The sequence below is a fragment of the Anaerococcus kampingae genome, assembly GCF_046365475.1.
Classification (GTDB): Bacteria; Bacillota; Clostridia; order Tissierellales; family Peptoniphilaceae; genus Anaerococcus; species Anaerococcus kampingae.
The window spans coordinates 36,175-55,430 of sequence record NZ_JBGMEF010000033.1; the positions used below are offsets into that span (position 1 = coordinate 36,175).

General features: G+C 36.7%; 14 protein-coding genes. 5 read left to right on the forward strand and 9 right to left on the reverse strand.

Annotation, left to right across the window (positions count from 1 at the left end; all coding sequences use genetic code 11):
- Positions 1 to 6: 6 nt before the first annotated feature.
- Both ACCQ42_RS08355 and ACCQ42_RS08360 read right to left on the reverse strand, forming a co-directional pair.
- Entirely contained in the window at positions 7 to 1,206 is a 1,200-nt protein-coding gene (locus ACCQ42_RS08355; RefSeq protein ID WP_410035904.1) for an amidohydrolase, read from the reverse strand.
- A 44-nt stretch (positions 1,207 to 1,250) separates the two neighbouring features.
- Positions 1,251 to 2,477, reverse strand: coding sequence for a MalY/PatB family protein (locus ACCQ42_RS08360; RefSeq protein WP_410035905.1), 1,227 nt, complete (start codon positions 2,475 to 2,477; stop codon positions 1,251 to 1,253).
- Between the two features lie 219 nt (positions 2,478 to 2,696).
- On the opposite strand from ACCQ42_RS08360, the gene ACCQ42_RS08365 reads away from it, so the two are divergent.
- Positions 2,697 to 3,407: a helix-turn-helix domain-containing protein gene (locus ACCQ42_RS08365; protein ID WP_410035906.1), complete on the forward strand. Its 711-nt coding sequence runs from the start codon at positions 2,697 to 2,699 to the stop codon at positions 3,405 to 3,407.
- Positions 3,408 to 3,485: 78 nt separating this feature from the next.
- Here ACCQ42_RS08365 and ACCQ42_RS08370 read toward each other — a convergent pair whose 3' ends face one another.
- Complete coding sequence (locus ACCQ42_RS08370) at positions 3,486 to 4,106, reverse strand: sugar O-acetyltransferase (RefSeq protein WP_410035907.1); 621 nt, start codon at positions 4,104 to 4,106, stop codon at positions 3,486 to 3,488.
- 77 nt (positions 4,107 to 4,183) lie between these two features.
- Between ACCQ42_RS08370 and ACCQ42_RS08375 the strand changes: the two genes are divergently transcribed.
- Together ACCQ42_RS08375 and larA are read left to right on the forward strand one after the other, a co-directional pair.
- Complete coding sequence (locus tag ACCQ42_RS08375; RefSeq protein ID WP_410035908.1) at positions 4,184 to 5,527, forward strand: MATE family efflux transporter; 1,344 nt, start codon at positions 4,184 to 4,186, stop codon at positions 5,525 to 5,527.
- A 438-nt stretch (positions 5,528 to 5,965) separates the two neighbouring features.
- A complete protein-coding gene (larA, locus tag ACCQ42_RS08380) occupies positions 5,966 to 7,243 on the forward strand; it encodes a nickel-dependent lactate racemase (RefSeq protein WP_410035909.1) in 1,278 nt (425 codons plus the stop codon).
- Between the two features lie 46 nt (positions 7,244 to 7,289).
- On the opposite strand, the gene ACCQ42_RS08385 is transcribed toward larA, so the two are convergent.
- Both ACCQ42_RS08385 and ACCQ42_RS08390 read right to left on the reverse strand, forming a co-directional pair.
- Positions 7,290 to 7,949 carry an HAD family hydrolase gene (locus ACCQ42_RS08385; RefSeq protein WP_106461105.1) on the reverse strand — a complete coding sequence of 220 codons (660 nt, stop codon included), beginning with the start codon at positions 7,947 to 7,949 and terminating at the stop codon, positions 7,290 to 7,292.
- Positions 7,950 to 8,057: 108 nt separating this feature from the next.
- Entirely contained in the window at positions 8,058 to 8,894 is an 837-nt protein-coding gene (locus ACCQ42_RS08390; RefSeq protein ID WP_106461104.1) for a glucosaminidase domain-containing protein, read from the reverse strand.
- 239 nt (positions 8,895 to 9,133) lie between these two features.
- Between ACCQ42_RS08390 and ACCQ42_RS08395 the strand changes: the two genes are divergently transcribed.
- Positions 9,134 to 9,670 (forward strand): chromate transporter, encoded by a 537-nt coding sequence (locus ACCQ42_RS08395; protein WP_106461103.1) that lies wholly within the window; start codon positions 9,134 to 9,136, stop codon positions 9,668 to 9,670.
- Positions 9,663 to 10,223, forward strand: a complete 561-nt coding sequence (locus ACCQ42_RS08400; RefSeq protein WP_106461102.1) for a chromate transporter — start codon at positions 9,663 to 9,665, stop codon at positions 10,221 to 10,223. Before ACCQ42_RS08395 ends, ACCQ42_RS08400 begins: the two co-directional genes overlap by 8 nt.
- A gap of 49 nt (positions 10,224 to 10,272) precedes the next feature.
- On the opposite strand, the gene ACCQ42_RS08405 is transcribed toward ACCQ42_RS08400, so the two are convergent.
- The 4 genes from ACCQ42_RS08405 to ACCQ42_RS08420 form a co-directional block, all read right to left on the reverse strand.
- The gene (locus tag ACCQ42_RS08405; protein WP_410035910.1) at positions 10,273 to 13,557 is read right to left on the reverse strand and encodes a glycoside hydrolase family 2 TIM barrel-domain containing protein; all 3,285 of its coding nucleotides are present in this window, start codon (positions 13,555 to 13,557) and stop codon (positions 10,273 to 10,275) included.
- A complete protein-coding gene (locus tag ACCQ42_RS08410) occupies positions 13,547 to 15,661 on the reverse strand; it encodes a GH92 family glycosyl hydrolase (RefSeq protein ID WP_410035911.1) in 2,115 nt (704 codons plus the stop codon). Before ACCQ42_RS08410 ends, ACCQ42_RS08405 begins: the two co-directional genes overlap by 11 nt.
- A gap of 143 nt (positions 15,662 to 15,804) precedes the next feature.
- Positions 15,805 to 18,477, reverse strand: coding sequence for a cation-translocating P-type ATPase (locus ACCQ42_RS08415; RefSeq protein WP_410035912.1), 2,673 nt, complete (start codon positions 18,475 to 18,477; stop codon positions 15,805 to 15,807).
- A 188-nt stretch (positions 18,478 to 18,665) separates the two neighbouring features.
- Positions 18,666 to 18,992, reverse strand: a complete 327-nt coding sequence (locus tag ACCQ42_RS08420) for an SdpI family protein (protein WP_410035914.1) — start codon at positions 18,990 to 18,992, stop codon at positions 18,666 to 18,668.
- Positions 18,993 to 19,256: the final 264 nt, after the last annotated feature.

Genomic DNA, 19,256 nt, shown 5'->3' on the forward strand with positions numbered 1-19,256 from the left:
TTTCTCCTAGTTATTATTCAAATATTCTGATGTAAATTTAACCATCGAACAGGTAGCATAATACAAGCTTTCCTCATCTAGATCAAAGTATTCGTTATGGTGTTCGGCACCTGAACCTATAATATCGTTTTTAGTCCCTACAAGGGCGAACAAGCTTGGGGCTAAGCTTCCATACTTTGAGAATGATTCTGACGCAAACCAGTTTGAATCGTATGCTAGATAGTTATCTCCTAGAACACTTGAAATTGATTTTCTGGCAAGTTTTGCTAAGGCTAAATCATTTATTACAGGTGAAGCTACTACGTTTATTTTATTTGCTATAAACTCACAATCGTGCGCTTCGGTTGTTAGTCTTCCGACTTTCTTTAATATTCCAACCGCTTTATTTCCCTCTTCAAGATCAAAATATCTTAGTGTACCTGTTATATTTACAGTATCAGGTATAACGTTTGCTGCGCTACCGCCATTTATAGAGCCTAGTCCTAAAGTAACAGTTTTTGTAACATCGACTCTATTAGCCCAAGCTGATGCTAGGCCGGTTAGAACATTTGCTGCAGCAAATATTGGGCTTATGGATAGGTCAGGCCTGGATCCATGACCGCCCTTACCTTTAATTGTGAAATCAACCAAAGCACAACCAGCCATTACTGGACCATCTCCTATATAAATTTTTCCTGTATCAAGAAAAGAAACTAGATGGTTACTATAGAAGGCATCAATTTTTTCTTTTTCAAGGGCTTTAATCATTTTATCTATGCCTACCCCTGTTTCTTCACCTTCTTCAAATATAAAGATGATTTTTCCATTAAGCTTATCTTTATGCTTAGTTAGAATTCTTGCTGTAGCTAGGCTAATAGCCATATGACCATCATGTCCACAAGCGTGGAATACACCATCTACTTTAGATTTACACACCCTATTATTTTTTAAGTTTAGATTATTTTCTTTAACAGGAAGAGCGTCTATATCAGCTCTTAATCCTATGGTTTTTCCTTCTCTTCCTGTATCAAGTATTGCATAAAATCCTGTTCCGTCTACATTGTGTATATCAAGACCTAATTTTTGACATTCATTTTTCAAGAACTTGCTAGTTTCAAATTCTTCTCCAGATAGTTCAGGATTTTCATGTAGATGTCTTCTTGTATTAACTAGAAATTCTTTTTCTTCTACAACTGAGTCAATTATTGTTTTGTTTTCTAAAGCCATATTTCTACCTCCACTATCTAAATAATAATTAAGTTGACTTTTCTCTATCTTTTATCGGTAAATTTTTCATTGTGCTTATTATTAAGTGCATCTGCCATTCTCTCAAGACCTTCTTTTAGATATGATCTAGGACAAGCTAGGTTTAGTCTTACCATTCCCTTTGCATGTTCTACGAAGGATTTATCAGCTTCGATTAGGACGCCTGCTATTTTAGCGAAGAATAGCTCAACATCTTCATCATCTTCAAAATAATTCCTGAAGTCTACCCAACCTAGGTAGGTTGTATCTGATTTAGTAACTACAGTCTTATTTAAGTTTTTCTCGATAAATTCTTCCATAAATTTAAAGTTGTCATCTAGATAAGCTGTCATTTCATCAAGCCATGCTTCACCTTTAGTGTAAGCTGCAATTGTTCCTGCGTTACTCAATGGATTTAGTAGATTCATATATTTATAGTTCCATATATCTCTTACTTCTTTATTTCTTATAAAGATTGCTGATTGTTGAAGCCCAGCTAAATTAAATGTTTTTGATGTAGCCATACAAGTTGTCATTTTATCATAATCTTTAAGTATTTTTGCGAATGGTACGTGTTTTGGTGCATCAGCCCTTCTTATATCACAGTGGATTTCATCGGATATGACCCAAATATTATGTTTTTTGATAAGTTTTGCAAGCTTCTCTAGCTCTTCCTTTGTCCAAATCCTACCTGTTGGATTATGAGGAGAGCATAGGATAAATAATTCAACATCATCTCTTCCCATTTTTTCATCAAGATCTTCAAAGTCTATATCATAAGTGCCATCGTTGTTGTGTATTAATTTGCTTGTGATATACTCTCTTCCAACTCTTTCGCTAGCAAGAGCAAACTGCCCATATGCAGGTGTGTTAAATAGAACTTTTTTATCTTCTGGTACGGCGTATTCGATTATCCTTTCTATGGCTGTTACTACACCATCACTAGTTACGAATTCTTCTCTATTAATATCCCAATCATATCTATTCTTACACCAATTACTTACGGCATTAAATAAGGTGTTATCAATATTGGCAGTATAACCAAGTATTTTCTTATCAGCTCTTTCTTTTATAGCCTCTATTATCTCTGGAGCTATAGCCCATTCCATATCTGCTACCCACATGTGAATAAATTCGTTGTCTTTAAATGGTAACTCAAAACTGTCATCGGCTCCAAAAATATAAGATTTATATCCTTCTAATTTCATGGCGTTTGTGTTTGCTCTATCAATTATTTCGTTAAAATTGTACATAATCAATCCTTTCTACATGTTAACGTTTTTCTATTGATTAAAAGTATATCAAGTAAATTTTCAATAGTCAAAACCTTAATATTTTCTTATGAAGAAACTTATTTTAGAAAAAGTATCGTATGAGTGGAAAAAATGATGATATTAGGATAGAATGTTATTAATATAAAAATTTAAAAATGTTTTCCCACAAAAAGTTGATTTATAAGAAAAGAGGTAAAAATGAAAACAGATATTAATAAAGAAGTGGGTGCTAAGATAAGAATGTACAGAAAAATAAAAAATATGACCCTAGAAGACCTATCAAAGAAGGTATATAAGTCTAAATCTACAATATCCAAATATGAAACTGGACAGATACAGATAGATGTTGAAAGCCTGTATGCTATAGCAGATGTATTTGAAATTAATGTTGAAAAGTTACTATTTTATAAAGACGAATACATATTAGAAGATAAGAAAAAAGAACTACCAGCATTTTTTAGAAATTTGACTCGCCTCTATACTTATAGTTATGATGGAAGAAATAATAAAATAATTAGATCCAGGGTGAATATAAATTCGAAAGTAGAAGATAATAACTATAGGGTTAGCATGTATATGAACTACAGCGATAGCGAAACCTATCAAGTTTGCGAGAACACCTATTCGGGCTACATTGAACACTTTGATGCTAAATCGAATATTATTTTAACAAATAGGGATACCCCAATGGAAAAAGCTATAATACAGATACCGGCATCATTTCTTGATAGTGAAACAAAGTGGTCATTGTGGTCAGGGTTTTCTACTAGGCCTATGATGCCTTGTGCTTCAAAAATGTTAATCTCAAAAGAAGAGATTAAATACAGCAAAGAATTTGAAAGTAGCCTTAAGGTAAACAAAGAAGATATAAGATGTCTCAGGTTATACAATATGTTATCTGTTGTGTAAATAATCATAAAAGTAAATAATAATTTAGAGATTTAAATTTCAAGATTATTGTTTACTTTTTATATTGGGGCTTCTAAATCACTCCCCAATATATCTCAAATACTCCTCATACTTTCCATGCCAATATTTCTTGTCTTCTTCGTTGATTTCCCTGATTACCCTTGCAGGGTTGCCTGCGACTATGGTCATGGATGGTACATCTTTTATGACTACAGACCCTGCCCCTACTATTGCTCCATAACCGATTTTTACTCCAGGAAGGAGTGTTACAGATCCTCCTATCCAGGCCTTATCTTCTATTATTATTGGCCTTGCCTTTTGGATACCCTTAGCCCTAATTTCTGGATCTGTGGGGTGGATGGCTGTGTAGATGCCGGTGTTTGGTCCTATTAGGACGTGATTTCCTATTATTATTTTGCCTACATCTATCATGGCTACTCCGAAGTTTATGAAGGAGTTTTGGCCTATTTCGATGTGATTTCCATAATTGCATCTGAAGGGTGGGAGGATTTGCGAGCCTTCACCGATTTTTCCTAGGATAACTTTAAGATTGGCCTGCATTTCTTGGTAGGATTTTGACTTATTGAATTTTAATAATTTTTCCCAGCAGGCTGATAGGGAAATTTGGAGATCTTCATCTACCTTATAAAGGTCGCCTGCTTGCATTTTTTCTCTATTTGTCATATCTACAATATACATCTTAGAAAAAATATGACAATTGCCTTTTTTATTAGTATGATAATAAAATTAGATTAGATATATAGAAAGGTTGACTTATGAATAGGAAAGTAAATTTATTGACAGGGGAGATTAGGCCTACCCTCCTTCGCCTGTCCTTGCCGCTTGCCCTTACTGCCTTTATTCAGATTGCCTATGGTTTTGTAGATACGATTTGGATTGCTAGGCTTGGTACTGATGCTGTGGCAGGTGTTGGGATTGCAGGCTTTATTTTTTGGATTGGCAATTCTATTGTCCTTATTCCTAAGGTAGGGATGGGAGTTTATGCTTCCCAGGCCTATGGGTCTGATAGGGAAGATGAGACGATTAGGATTATTAATAACGGCTTTATCCAGGCTCTTATTATGGGTCTTGTTTTTACAACTTTTTGCTTGCTTGTAAAGAATGTTTTTATTGAGTTTTATAAGCTGGGAGATGTAGCAGAGGCCTGTGCTAAGGATTATTTCTTTGTGGTGGCTCTTGGTATGATTTTATTTTTCATTGGACCCATGCTTACCCAGTCTTTCACATCCTTGGGGGATTCCTTTACTCCTTTTGTGATTAATGCTGTTGGTCTTGTGATTAATATTATTCTTGACCCTGTTCTTATCTTTGGCTTTGGCCCAATTCCTGGACTTGGGGCTAAGGGTGCTGCAATTGCCACGGTTTTTAGCCAGTTTGTGGTGGTTGCTATTTATTTAATTGTTGTCTTTTCTAAGGATGGGATAATCAAGTCAGCCCTTAAGGAGATTGATTATAGGGAAAATTGGCAGCTTGAGATTTTTAAGCTGGGACTTCCTGCGGCTACACTTTCAGCCTTCCATGCGACTATTTCTATGGTTCTTAATAGGTTTATGTCATCTTTTGGACCAAAACCTGTTGCTGTTGCTTCAATCGGAGCTCAGCTTGAGTCTATTTCATGGAATACAACCGAGGGTATCCAGGTTGGAATCCAGGCCCTTGTGGCACAAAATTATGGGGCGGAAAATAAGGAGAGAGTGAGAGACTCTATAAAAGAATCCTTCAAACTTGTGGCCTTTATCGGCTTTGTGGCAAGTCTTGTCCTAATTATTTTTAGGTTTAAACTTTTCAGTATTTTTACACCTGGAGATGGGGAGGCAATTAAGCTTGGTGCTGCTTATTTATTTATTCTAGGTCTTTCCCAAGTCTTCATGTCTGTAGAAATTGGCCTGGCAGGATGTTTTAATGGAATGAGTGATACCAAGACTCCGGCGGCCCTTGGGGTCCTTTCAAATATCTTTAGGGTCCCTATAGCAATTGTTCTTATGCCTCTGGTAGGGGTCTACGGAGTGTGGATTGCTATGAGTGCTACCTCTATTGTTAAGGGCCTTTTGGCGACAAGCCTTATTTATAGGAAGCTTAAGAAATATTTGTATAAGTGAGATAAGACTTGCAAAAATAATAACTAATAATATAATTATGGTAAGAGAGCGACCTCTTATAAAGCCCTTGACATGCTCAAGGAATAAAGAGAATAGTGCGATTCTCCATGAGAATCAACAAATAAAAAAGGCAGTAGTTCCCAGCTACTGCCTTTTTTCTACTTGTTATTACTTTTATTTTCTATATATTTTTCAATATATTTGAAAATGATCGCTACTAACAAGGGAAAAAATAAATTTTCCAATAAGAATAGTGCTATCTCCATGATTATCAACTCCTTTGTAGGAGATGGTAATATTATATTATTAATCAATGAATTTTAAAGAAATAATTAGTTTATATTTGATAAATATGTAAGGTCCCTTTAGAAAGAAAAGGTTTACAGAATTGGGTTTTTGTAATATTATAATAGTATACATAATTACAAGGAGGACTAAGTGAGAAGTATTAGATTGCCTTATGGCAAAGAATTTATAGAAAAAGAAGTAGATGATAAGGTTTTTGTCCTTGAAAGTGCTGCTCATACATATAAGGCTGCCAAAAGCCAGGAAGATTTGGTAAAAGATGCCCTAGAAAACCCAATTGATTCAGAAAGGCTAAGAGATTTAGCCAAGGGCAAGAAGAGGATTACCCTTATAACATCTGACCACACAAGGCCAGTACCATCAGCTATTACCCTTCCGATTTTGCTTGAAGAAATTAGAAAGGGAAATCCAGATGCTGATATTACAATCCTTATAGCTACAGGCTTCCATAGGCCAACTACTAAGGAAGAGATGATCTCTAAATTTGGCAAGGAAATTGTTGAAAATGAAAAAATCGTAAACCACATCTCATCAAAAGATGAGGATATGGTTGACCTTGGAACCTTGCCATCTGGCGGAAAATTACTTATTAATAAAATTGCTGTTGATTGTGATTTGCTTATTTCAGAAGGCTTTATCGAGCCACATTTCTTTGCAGGTTTCTCTGGAGGAAGAAAGTCAATACTTCCTGGTGTTGCTAGCCAAAAGACTGTATTTGCCAACCACTGCTCTAAATTTATTGCAAGTGATTATTCAAGAACAGGTATCCTTAAGGAAAATCCAATCCACAAGGATATGGAATATGCAGCCAATAAGGCAGGCCTTGCCTTTATATTAAACGTTGTAATAGATGCCGATAAGAAGATAATAAATGCCTTTGCAGGAGATAAGGTGACAGCCCACGCTACAGGTTGTGAATTTGTAAGGAAACTTTCTACTGTTGAAGGAGTAAATGCAGATATTGCCATTACAACAAATGGTGGTTATCCGCTTGATCAAAATGTCTACCAATCAGTCAAATCAATGACAGCAGCAGAAGCAGCTGCAGCTGATGACGGGGTTATAATTGAAATATCCAGATGTAATGACGGCCACGGTGGTCAAAGCTTCTATGAGACCTTTAGAGATGCCAAAAGCCCTAAGGAAGTAGAAGACAGGGTTCTACAAATTCCAATGGAAGAAACCATAGCAGACCAATGGGAAATCCAAATCCTTGCAAGAATCCTAGTTCGCCACAAGGTAATATTTGTAACTGACCCATCAAACAAAGAACTAATTGAGAATATGCATATGGAATATGCAGAAAACTTAGACCAAGCCCTAGCAAGAGCTAAAGAAATCAAGGGAGAAGATTCCCGTATAGCCTTCGTGCCAGATGGGGTATCTGTAATTGTTAATAAAAAGAAATAAAATGAGATATGCAAAAGACCGGCTAAAAATAGTCGGTCTTTGTTACTTATTTTAGATTTTCTATATTTATTTCTACTATTGTATCCATTACTAGGTCGGCTTCTTTTTTTATGTCTTCCCATTCATTTTCATTCCATGGGAAGTCCTTAAGGCCTACTGTCTTTATTCCTTCCTTGCCTGCAGCCTTTATAGCATAGAGGGCATCGTCAAAGAGTATGCAGTCTGACGCCTGTGCTCCGTGTTTTTTGATTATATAGTGCCAATAGTCTGGGTCTGATTTTTTCATATCCAAGAGGTCAGGTGTGGCGAAAAAGTCGAAATAATCAAAGATTTCTAGCCTTTTTAGGGCCATTTCTAAGTAAGGATAGGGAGTAGAAGATGCTACTGACATTGAAAATCCAGCATCCTTAAGTTTTTTGAGAATTTCTTTTGCTCCTTTTTTTGGCATAAGGGTATTTTTATAACCATCTGTAATTATGTCATCAAAGTGGTCCATGACTTCTTGGGCTGTCATATCTTTGGCTATTTCATCGGCTATATAGACGCACATAGCCTCAAAGGATAGGGCTTCGATTTTGCCCTTTTCTTCTTTTGATAAATCCTCAAGCTTAAAGCCATATTTGGAAAAAAGTTCGTTTTGTGGCTTAATCCATATGTGCATTGAATCAAGTATTGTTCCATCTACGTCAAATATTAGTTTTTTCATTAAGGTCCTTTCTATTTTGTGGGTGATTTGCTGCTTATATATATTTTATAGGATTTTTATAATAAAGGCAATTAAAAACAGCCTAAACTTTCGCTTAGACTGCAATTTTTAATATGGGATAGCTAGGGCATTCATTGTGCCGACAGCTAATTGTTCAAATGATCTGTGGTTATTTTCAAAGGCTGGTGAATATCTATTGATAAAGGACTTATAAGATGTGTAGCCCTTGTTTGCATAGCCTTCACGCATTAGTTTAAAAAGGACCTCAACCCCTGCTTCAACTGTTGGTGGGTTGATCCATTTAGATCTGCCAGCGTAAGCATAGCCATATTCAGAACCATAGCCGCCCTTGTAATAACGGATAGATCCGAAATTGTATTTTCCGCCTGCAGGATTTTTGCCGAAAGTTGTTTCCTTAGCGATTTGTCCCATGAATATTCCAACGTTGATGCCGTATTTTTGAGAATATTTCATGATTGTATCACCATATCCCTTAAGAGCTGAATAGTGCCCTCTCTTTTCTAGGAAACGGTCAATGTAGGCTCCGTCAATATGGTCAGGGTTTTCGGTACGGATATCAAAATTTGAAATAATACCTTGTCTGTAGCCTCTCCAAGCAACTCTGCCTGGTTCATCTTCATTACCTGTTGCATTCTTGCTTGTACCAGTGATTTCTATCCTATCAGGGTGATCTTCTTCTTTTTTTTCTTCCTTTACATCAACTTCGTTTGCTTCCTTATAAAGGGTAGGTTTGATGATGGTTTGTTCTAAGTTTTCTTGGCCTTTTTCGCTAGATTCTTTAATTTCTTCTATGTCAAGGCTAGTTTGGTCATAATAAACTACTGTTTCTGCCTTTGTAGCTGTTACATCTTCTGCAGCAAAGGCTGGTTTTGTCAGGCTTGCAAAAAATATTGCTCCTGCTATTATGTATTTAAAATTCTTCATATTATCTCCTAATTTCTTAACGATAGTTTATATTCTATACCATATTTATGGAAATGTCAACAAAAGAATTACAAAATATTTACAAATAGTTTACAAATGCTAATAAATACCCTACATTTAGGGGTTAAATATTACAAAATAAATTAAAAACCTAGGATAGTGGTCAATCTTGAGAAATTATCGGCTTGTTATATAATCAAAGCAAGATGATTTTTGAATAAATCGAAAGGAAATTAGTTATGAACATACTTTTAGACTTATATATAACTTTTTTTAAAATTGGCCTTTTTACCTTTGGTGGGGGCTATGCTATGCTGCCCTTGCTTGAAAAGGAATTGGTTGATAAGAAATCCTGGGCCACCAGCGAGGAAATCCTTGATTATTATGCCATCGGCCAATCGACACCTGGGATTATTGCTATAAATACATCCACTTTTTGCGGATACAAGATGGCAGGGGACATGGGAGGCCTTGTGGCAAGTCTTGGCTTTATTAGCCCATCTGTCATTATAATTACACTTATAGCAGGTTTTCTTAAGAATTTTTCCCATATTGTGTGGATTCAGCACGCCTTTTCCGGCATCCGCATAGCCGTATCTGCCCTTGTTTTGTATTCGGTGATTAATATGGTGAAGAAAAATGCCAATACAAGTATGAAATTTTTGATTTTTATCCTTACCTTTTTGGCTATTGGGGTCTTTGACCTATCGCCAATTCTTATTGTAGTAATCGTAGCAGGCCTTGGTATAGGACTTGGGAGGGTGAAAAATGCTTAGACTAATGTGGGAATTTTTTAAGACAGGACTTTTTGCAGTAGGTGGGGGAATGGCGACAATTCCCTTCCTTCAAGATATGGGAGAGAAGTACGGATATTTTACAAGCGAAGAGCTTTTGGATATGATTGCAGTTTCAGAATCTACACCAGGGGCCATCGGAATAAATATGGCAACCTATGCTGGCAACAAGGCCTACGGTCCTCTTGGTGGAATTTTAGCAACCCTTTCCTTAATTGCAGGACCTATCATTATAATTTTAATAATTGCAAGGATGATGAGTAAATTCAAAAATTCAAAGCTAGTGGCAGATGCCTTTTCTACCCTAAGACCAGCTACAGCTGGCCTAATACTTGGTGCTATGGCATCAGTCCTTGTCATAACATTATTTGACCTAGACTTATTTAGGCAAAGCGGAAATATAACAGACCTTATTAGGCCCCTACCAATAGCCCTTTTTGCTATATTTTTAGGAATCATGTTTAAATTCAAAAAACTCCATCCCCTATGGATCATAGGAGCTGGAGCCTTGTGCGGGGTAATCTTTGCCCTTTAATATTTATTAAAATCTCTATGACCTATAAATCTCTGGTCATGGAGATTTTTTATAGCTTGATTCTTAGGGACCTTAGGCGGATTTTATTGATGTTTTCAAGACTTCCCTTGATTTTTATGAAGGTTGCGGAAAAGATTCCAAAATCATAGGTGGTTTTGCATGCTTCTTTTATAGTTTTTTCTGGTCTGATGACTTTAAAACTATCTTCATCCTCGCTTTCTCCGATTAGAAAGCTTATATCTTCTAAGGAATCCGTTGAAATTATTTCTATTTGGCTAAAGACCTGCTGGGTGTCAAAGGCGAAGAAGGCTTCGCTTTCGTTTTTTGCTTGCCTTAAGGCAAAGTCTTCTATATAGGCATCTAGCCTGTATTTTTCTACTAGCTTGTTGATTTTTACCTTTCCATGATAGGTTTTTCCACAAAGGTCAAGACTTGATTTAATTAGGTAGGAGTCATTTTTTATAAAATCATCTTCATCAAAATTATCATATTCTATATTCTTGCCATGGTAGATAATTTTCCCCTCATCATCTATTAGAGGTAGAGATTTGGGAAGGACTGGGTCTTCTCCTTCAAAAATTCCCATTTCATAGGCCATAAGCCTAGAGTCTTTTTTTAGATTCTTTATATAAAGATTTATAGGAATATTTTCATCAAAGCTCTCATAGCTTGCAAAATCATCGTCTTTATTGATTTCTATTAGCTCCCAAGTTTTAGCATCTTTGGTGAATATTTCTGGATAATTTTCCTTATCAAGTGCAAGAAGATACTTCTCATATTCTACGCTTTGGTCTTTTTTAAATTCTCCTCTTGATTCTATTTCTATTTGAGTTTTTTGTATATTTGCCCCATAAGCCTTGACTACGACAGGACCGGCACCTATTGCCTCTATTATGGCAAGTAGCCTTCCACCGTAGGCTTTTTTGTGCTTTGTTTTAAAGGGCTCATGGTCTGTTTGAAAACCTGAGTCTAGGGCGAGAATTCTTGCGTTTTTAGAGACTTCTACAAATATTTCATCCCTTGCATCTGTTTTTATTTGGCTATTTTTATCGACAAGGTCGATTGCTATATAATTTATTTTTTTACAGCCATCAGAAAAATAAGGATAAAAGGATTCTAGCTTTATGAAAGTTTTATCTCCTGGTGTCCATACTTTTGACCTGCCCAATGTATTTTCTATTATTTTACCATTCTTGTCATAGGAGATTGCCTCGATTTTTCCCTTTTCATAAGGTAGGTGCCAAGTCATGTAGAGGGCCTTGTGACCACTTTCTCCTTTTAGTTTTTTGTAGGTAAAACCTGCAGGAGTTTTTACTTCCTCCATGTATTTTTTGCCGAGAGATTGTCTATTGCCTTTGGAGTCTGTAAAGATTAGCTCTACAGCCCAGGCGTTGGTATAGACAGTAAGAGGTACATTTTCTGTAAAAGATCCAAGTTCTTTGTCATTCCAAGAAGGCAGAAGGTGGGTGGTTGTATCCTTATCATTCCACTGGGCCCTATAAAAATAATAGGAATCCTTGGCAAAGCCGGCTGTATCGACTATGCCAAAGAATGAAGACCTTGGGGCTTTTTCCCCATAAGGATATCCTCTTGCTATAGCATTATAAGGAGTGGGTTCTCCTAGGTAGTCAAAGCCTGTCCAAATGGCCTCGCCCATTATGAAATCACGATTTATGACATCATACCAAGCCTCTGATGCTAGATTTCCCCAAGCGACCTTTGAATCATCAAAGGATGTTAGTCTGAAATCATCCCTCAAATCTCCTCCAAGTCTATCGTAGCTGGCCCTGGAGTTGATGGATGAGGCTGATTCAGATTGCCAAAGGATCCAATGTGGATAATCTTTGTGGATTTGGTCATATTTTTCGCCATAACAATAATTTAGGCCTACAAGACCCTTGTTCTTAGTGATTTCTTCTTCGATTTCAAGAAGGATTGGGTCATAGCCATCTCTTAGGGAGTTATCACCTATTGTAAGATATCTTTTCTGGTCAATCTCCCTTGCCCGGTCAAGAAGATTTTTGGTTATTTTTGGATAGTCTTTTCTCTTGCTTTGGTTGGTCCCGCACATGAGTTCATTGCCCAGAGAATAGGCGATGATGGCTGGTGAATTGTAGTCTCTCCTTAGAGTTTCCTTTAGGTCATATTCAGCCCGGGTCATTTCTTCTTTAGAATTTAAAAGATGGCTTGGGCCTATTTTTTTATCAAAAAACCTCGAATAATCATTGTAGTCGTTGTTTTTATCCATTATCCACCCATCAAAGATTTCTTCGATGAGGAGGATGCCGTATTTGTTGGCTATATCGATTAGCTTTGATGAGGCAGGATTGTGGGTAACCCTTATGGCATTTGCTCCCATATCTTTCATTATGAGGACCTGTCTTAAAATCGCCCTATAGTGGTCGGCTGCACCTAAGGATCCTTGGTCGTGGTGGAGGCAGACTGCCTTAAGCTTGATAGCTTTGCCATTTAATTTAAGGCCGCTTTGGCTAGATGCGGAGAAATACCTAAAGCCGTAGTCGTTTGTGACTATATCAAGGACTTGTCCATTTTTTTCTATAGTCGATTGAATTTTATAAAGATGTGGGGAGTCTGGCTGCCAAATTTTAGGGTATTTTATTTGGATCTTGCTTTCTATATTCAAATCGTCTGTAGGATTTATTGTAAAATTCTCTGACTTAAAAGTTTTGATGATCTTATTATCGTAAAGGATCTTGTGGCTTATCCTTATTTTTTCTTGGTTTTTGCCTTTATTTTCTAGATTGGCCTTGATTTTTAAAGTGACATCAGCCTTATTTTCCTCAAGACCAATGTCATTTATTTTTATTTCTTTAAAGTAAATGTCATCTGCAAGGATTAGGTCCACATCTCTAAAGATGCCAGAACCTGAATACCAGCGACTGGTGGGGATTGGATTATCAACCCTTATAGCCAAGATATTTTCCCTATCGTAATAGAGAAAATCAGTAAGGTCAATCATAAATGGTGCATAGCCGTGATGGTGGCTGGCAAGAAATTTCCCGTTTAGGTAAATGTCACAGTCGCAGTAGATACCATCAAAGGCGATTAGGACTTGTTTTTTATCCCCTATATAAAATGACTTCCTATAAAGGCCGATGCCAGCTAATTTGTAGGCAGATTGGGCCTCACCTGCCCTTGAATAATTCCTATTAATCGAATAGTCGTGGGGGATATCTACGATCTCCCAGCTTGAATCATCAAAGTCAGGCTTGTAAAAGCCTGGAGCTTCTCCAAGGGCATGGCGCCAATTTTTATTTAATTTATAAAGTCTCCTGTTGGCATCGATTTTTTCTGTAAAGTGTTTAGTTTTCATAAGCTTCCTCGCTTGGTAAGAGATTTAGTCTGAAGCTAATCTTCTTTACTTTTATTAAATCTTGGTGGCTTATTTCTTTGGATTTGAATGGCTTGCCGTCGATATTAAGATTTTCTAGGAAATTTTTGTGGGGATAATTTTCCTTAGTTTCAATCTCTAAGATATTTCCATTAGAGAGTTTGACCTTCATCTTATCAAAAAATCCTATTCCAATTTGATAAGTCCCAGATCCTGGACAAAGTGGGTAGATGCCCATGGCTGAGAGGATGTACCAAGCTGCCATTGACCCGTTGTCCTCATCTCCTGGGAAGCCATCAAAGCTATAGGAAAAATAATTCCTCATGATTGTCTTAACTATGAGCTCTGTCTTATGATATTTTCCGATAAGATTATAAAGATAAGGCAAGTGGAAGGATGGTTGGTTGGAGATAGCAATTTGACCAAGGTGGGCATCATGCATCTCAACCATCTCGTGGATGTCATAACCGTAGGAGCCTACATGGTAGATTGAATCAGCATTTGCTATTTCATCTAGTCTTTTTTCAAAAGCCTTTTTTGAACCAAAAAGCTCTATGAGCCTTGGAAAATCATGGTAGGTGTTGTAGGAATTTTGGTAGGCAGAGCCTTCTGTATAAGGGGAGCCCCAGGCAAGGGGGTCAAAGTCTTTTAGGAAATTTCCATCTTCATCCTTGGCCCTTAAAAATTTACTCTCAGGATCAAAGAGCCTTTCCCAATTTCTAGAATATTTGTAATACTTATCTGCTAGGTCGATTTTTCCGCAAAGTTCAGCTACCCTTCCTATAGAATAATCTGCAAGAGAATTATCAAGGCTCTGGTTTACAGATTCATGAAAAATTGCAGGAACATATCCATATTTCCTGTAGGTTTTGGCCTTATAACGACCGTATTTGTCATTATCTGATTCTTTTTCTGCAGTATCAATCATGGCCCTTAGGAAATCTTCCTTCATATGACTTCCTATGCCCTTTGTTAGGCAATCTGCAATCACATTATCAACTAAAGTCCCTGGCATGAGGCCTCTTTCATCTGGTGATAGCCACTTTGGCAAAAATCCTGTATCCCTATAGAAATTTAAAATTCCTTCAAGGATTTCCTCCAAATCATCTATGGCAACTAGACTTAGAAGGGGGAAGAGGGTCTTTTGCCCATCCCAAAAACCGATATTTGTATAAAATTTGCCAGCTTTTACAGATTTTGACTTGGTGTCATAATAGATTGGATTTGATTTTTCGTCTTTCTCATAAAATTTCATAGGAAAGAGAAAGGCCCTGTAAACTGCGTGGTAGAAAAATTTCACTTGGTCTATTTTTTTATAAGGGGTAAATTTTGAGAACCCATCCTTATAATCATCATGGACTAGGCTAAATTTATCAAAATACTTATCCCAGGTCTTTTTTGATTTTTTTAAGAATTCTTCAAGGTCTTTTGGAGATCGCTTGTAATTTAATTTAGCTTGGTCTGCTGAAATAAAGGAAGTTGCAAAAATTATTGAAAACCTATCTCTACTTGGCTTTACATAGTAGATGTCTCCTTCTTTTTTAAAATCAAAATCTACATCAAGGCCAATCTTTATGTACATTTTTAAATTTTCATCTTCACAACCTGCATAGTTTATTACATAGCCTTCTATAAAATCTGAAGACTTATCGAGGGTAAGGCCATCTGCAAAGATTTTAAAAGAAGAAACCCTATCAAAATTAATTATCTCGGAAGAAGTATCCATAGATGCTCTAAGCCTTGAACCATTTTTGTAAGAAATTTCTAGAAAATTTGGCCTAAAGATGGATTTGTCCTTGTCATAAATATTTTCCTTATTATCAAATATAGGAGAGATTTGAAAATGCGAAAAATCACCCATCCATGGGCTTGGCTGATGGGTTAGGCGAAGGGCGATCAAGTTTTCATCTTCAGGATGAAAGAAAAAACTAGGGTCATTTCTGGTCATTAGGGTCAAATAATTATTCCCATGGGGGATTGCACAAAGGGGTAGGGTGTTGCCGTTTGAAAAATCCCTTGTTGACGCGCTTCCTATTCTGGTATCCGTATATCTTATGTCTTTTAAAATTTCATCGATTATTTTCATGAAGTTACCTTTCAAATATTTATGTCAATTCCTTAGATGTTTATAATAATTCTAACAAGAAAAGGTTTCCTTGTAAAGAAAAAATCAATTTTAGAAATAAAAATACCAGCCTGGCTCAAGCCTGACTGGTATAAAAATTTATCTTATTTTTTTCTTACGATTTTTCCTATTTCACCTAAAACTAATGGGATTAGGGATAGGATTAGAACTGGAATCCATTCCCATGTGAAGGATACTATCTCAAAGAGTTCTGTTAGGACTGGTACATACATTACTACTAATAGTAGTGAGAATGATAAAAGTACTGCCTTAATTAGGTTAGGGTTTGTTGTAAAACCTAATTCTTTGAGGGTGTATTTGGTACTTCTTACTGAGAAGGCCCTTAATAACTCTGATGTGATTAGGGTTGCAAATACCATTGTGTGGGCACCTTCTATAGAATCTGGGAAGATCCATTTTAGTCCTACTATATAAGCAGCTAGAACTGCTATTGTAATATAAATTGATTGTAGGATTAGGTTGGTTTTTACATCACCTGAGATTATTGATTGTCTTGGATCTCTTGGTGGTTCTTCCATAAGACCTGGCTCTGCTGGTTCAACACCTAGGGCTAGGGCTGGGAAGGCATCTGTGACTAGGTTTAGCCATAGAAGTTGGATAGGGGTAAGTGGGCTTGGAAGGCCTAGAAGTATTGATATAAACACTATTAGGACTTCTGCGATATTACATGATAAGAGGAAGGATACAAACTTTTTGATGTTTGAGAAGATTACTCTTCCTTCTTCTACTGCATTTACAATTGTTGCGAAGTTATCATCTACAAGAATCATATCTGAAGCATCCTTGGCTACGTCTGTTCCTGTTATACCCATTGATATACCAATGTCAGCGTTTTTGATAGCTGGAGCATCGTTTACTCCATCGCCTGTCATGGCTACTATCTCATCATTTTCTTGTAGGGCTTTTACAAGCTGAGTTTTATTTTCTGGAGATACTCTGGCAAAGATTCTCTTTGTTTTTACTATCTCTCTGATTTCAGCATCTGTCTTATCGTTTAGTTCAGAACCTTGCATGGCTTGGTCACGGGAATCCGCTATACCTAGGTCTTTTGCTATGGCAAGGGCTGTTTCGAAGTAATCGCCTGTAATCATGATTACATCAATTCCTGATGCGTGACATTCTGCGACTGCTGCTCTTGCTTCTGGTCTTGGTGGGTCAATCATACCTGTTAGACCAACAAATACCATATCGTGTTCGATATTTTCTGTTGTAAGGTCTGTATCAAGGCTTTCTAAAGGTTTGAAGGCATAGGCCATTACCCTTAGGGCTTGGCTGGCTAGGTCGTTATTTTCATCAGCAAGCTCTTTTCTCTTTGCATCAGAAAATTCGATTAAATTGCCATCAATTAGAATTTTTGATGAATTTTTCATGATGACATCTGGAGCACCCTTGGTCATGGCATAGTATTTGCCGTCAAGTTCGTGGAAGGTTGTCATCATTTTTCTAGTAGAATCGAAAGGTATTTCTTGGATTCTAGGGTGTTTTTCATTTAGATCTTCTTGGTTGATGTTCCATTTTTCGGCAAAGGTAAGCATTGCACCTTCGGTTGGATCACCTGTAATCTTGTATTCTTCGCCATCACGAATTAAGTTAGCATCGTTACATAGAGATGCTATGGTCATTAGAAGCTTGATTTGGTCATCACCATCAACAACTTCTTTTTCTTCATCTCTGATGTCACCTTCTGGCTTATAACCAGAACCTTCTACCTCGTATTCTTTGTCATTGGTATAGATTTTGGTGATGGTCATTTCGTTTTGAGTAAGGGTACCTGTTTTATCTGAGCAGATAGCTGTGGTTGAGCCTAGAGTTTCTACAGAAAGTAGGTTTTTAACAATGGCCTTTCTTTCTGCCATTCTATTCATACCGATTGATAAAACTATTGTAACAACAGCTGTTAGACCCTCTGGAATTGCAGCAACTGCAAGAGATACTGCTATCATGAAGTTTTCAAGTAGGTCTGCTCCGCCCCTTAGGTAGCCTACAGCAAATACAGCTATACATACCACGATTACAAGGATAGCAAGAACCTTTGAAAGTTTTTTAAGTTGGTTTTGAAGAGGGGTATCCTTATCTTCAACCTCATCCAGACTTGTTGCAATCTTACCAATTTCTGTATTTGATCCTGTGCCTGTAATAAGGCCGATACCGTGTCCATAAGTAACAATAGATGATGAGTGAGCGTAGTTTTCTCTATCGCCAATACCTACATCTTCATTAGTTGTAAAAGATGCATCCTTTTCAACAGCTACTGATTCACCTGTTAGAGAAGATTCATCTATCTTAAGGTTAGATGTCTCAATAAGTCTCATATCAGCAGGGATGATATCACCTGTTTCAAGGACAACTATATCGCCAGGGACAAGATCCTCAGCCTTAACATGGCCTCTTTTGCCATCACGAATAACAGTTGCCTCAGGCGAACTCATCTTTTGTAGGGCTGCCACAGAATCCTCAGCCTTACCCTCTTGGATAATTGACATAATTGCATTGATTACAACGATTGCAATGATAATCGCACACTCGATGGCATCACCTGTGAAAGCTGAAACAATAGCTGCTGCTATAAGTAATAAAACCATAGGATCAGCGATTTGTTCAAAAATTTTCTTCCAAATAGACTTTTTATTAGACGACTCAATCATATTTGGGCCGTACTTTTCAAGTCTAGCAGAAGCTTCAGATGAAGTTAAGCCACGTTTGGGATCAGTGCCGTGTTTTTTAACTACTTCATTAATACTGCCTTTGTAGTCCATAATTCCTCCTAAATATTATTGCAAAGGTATAAAAAAAGCGGAGCCAATGGCAATTTGAAATTCAAATACACCAGCTCCGTCTTGCCACCACAAGGGTTTATTTAACCGGGATAATCCGTGTCTTGACGATTAAATAATTGGGCTACTCCCTTTTGCTATTAACATTATATATTAAAAGCAAGTAAAAATCAATCATTATCCTTAAGATTAAACTTTTTTCTTAAAATAAATTTGCTAAGAGCAAATAAAAGCAAAAAGTAAAAGATAAGTGAGATTATTAGAATTATAGAAAGAATATTTCTATCAATTTCTAAATAGATTAAAATAGGAATTATGATTCCATAAAAAATCCCACCGAGGCAAATAGCTAAAATCCCAGCAAACTTATTACCAAATCGCCATGTCTCCTTAGAATAACAAGCTTCCCACACATGAAAACCCACAGTCATATCAGGAAACTTGCTATGGAAAAATATAAAAAATATACCAATATAAATTGAAAAAATTAGCAACATCAAATCGCCAACAATAACTGGACCCAAAAAATCACTCCTTTTTATCCTTGATAAATTAAATTAGGGGGATATTCTCCCTAAGACCTTCTTTTATTAGTATACTACTTATTTTGGGTTTATTATCCAAGATAATAATATTATGAACTTTGATTCTTCGGATTATCATCTCATAGTTAACAATATTTATATAATATTGAATCTTCGTACTTAGGGGGAACCCAAGGGGGCGGCAGATGCCCTATGGTACCCCCAAAAAGTTGTAGC

Excerpts from the sequence above, each read along its gene's own strand:
- ACCQ42_RS08355 (WP_410035904.1), bottom strand. The coding sequence starts at position 1,206 with ATGGCTTTAGAAAACAAAACAATAATTGACTCAGTTGTAGAAGAAAAA.
- ACCQ42_RS08360 (WP_410035905.1), bottom strand. The coding sequence starts at position 2,477 with ATGTACAATTTTAACGAAATAATTGATAGAGCAAACACAAACGCCATG.
- ACCQ42_RS08365 (WP_410035906.1), top strand. The coding sequence starts at position 2,697 with ATGAAAACAGATATTAATAAAGAAGTGGGTGCTAAGATAAGAATGTAC.
- ACCQ42_RS08370 (WP_410035907.1), bottom strand. The coding sequence starts at position 4,106 with ATGTATATTGTAGATATGACAAATAGAGAAAAAATGCAAGCAGGCGAC.
- ACCQ42_RS08375 (WP_410035908.1), top strand. The coding sequence starts at position 4,184 with ATGAATAGGAAAGTAAATTTATTGACAGGGGAGATTAGGCCTACCCTC.
- ACCQ42_RS08385 (WP_106461105.1), bottom strand. The coding sequence starts at position 7,949 with ATGAAAAAACTAATATTTGACGTAGATGGAACAATACTTGATTCAATG.
- ACCQ42_RS08390 (WP_106461104.1), bottom strand. The coding sequence starts at position 8,894 with ATGAAGAATTTTAAATACATAATAGCAGGAGCAATATTTTTTGCAAGC.
- ACCQ42_RS08395 (WP_106461103.1), top strand. The coding sequence starts at position 9,134 with ATGAACATACTTTTAGACTTATATATAACTTTTTTTAAAATTGGCCTT.
- ACCQ42_RS08400 (WP_106461102.1), top strand. The coding sequence starts at position 9,663 with ATGCTTAGACTAATGTGGGAATTTTTTAAGACAGGACTTTTTGCAGTA.
- ACCQ42_RS08405 (WP_410035910.1), bottom strand. The coding sequence starts at position 13,557 with ATGAAAACTAAACACTTTACAGAAAAAATCGATGCCAACAGGAGACTT.
- ACCQ42_RS08410 (WP_410035911.1), bottom strand. The coding sequence starts at position 15,661 with ATGAAAATAATCGATGAAATTTTAAAAGACATAAGATATACGGATACC.
- ACCQ42_RS08415 (WP_410035912.1), bottom strand. The coding sequence starts at position 18,477 with ATGGACTACAAAGGCAGTATTAATGAAGTAGTTAAAAAACACGGCACT.
- ACCQ42_RS08420 (WP_410035914.1), bottom strand. The coding sequence starts at position 18,992 with ATGTTGCTAATTTTTTCAATTTATATTGGTATATTTTTTATATTTTTC.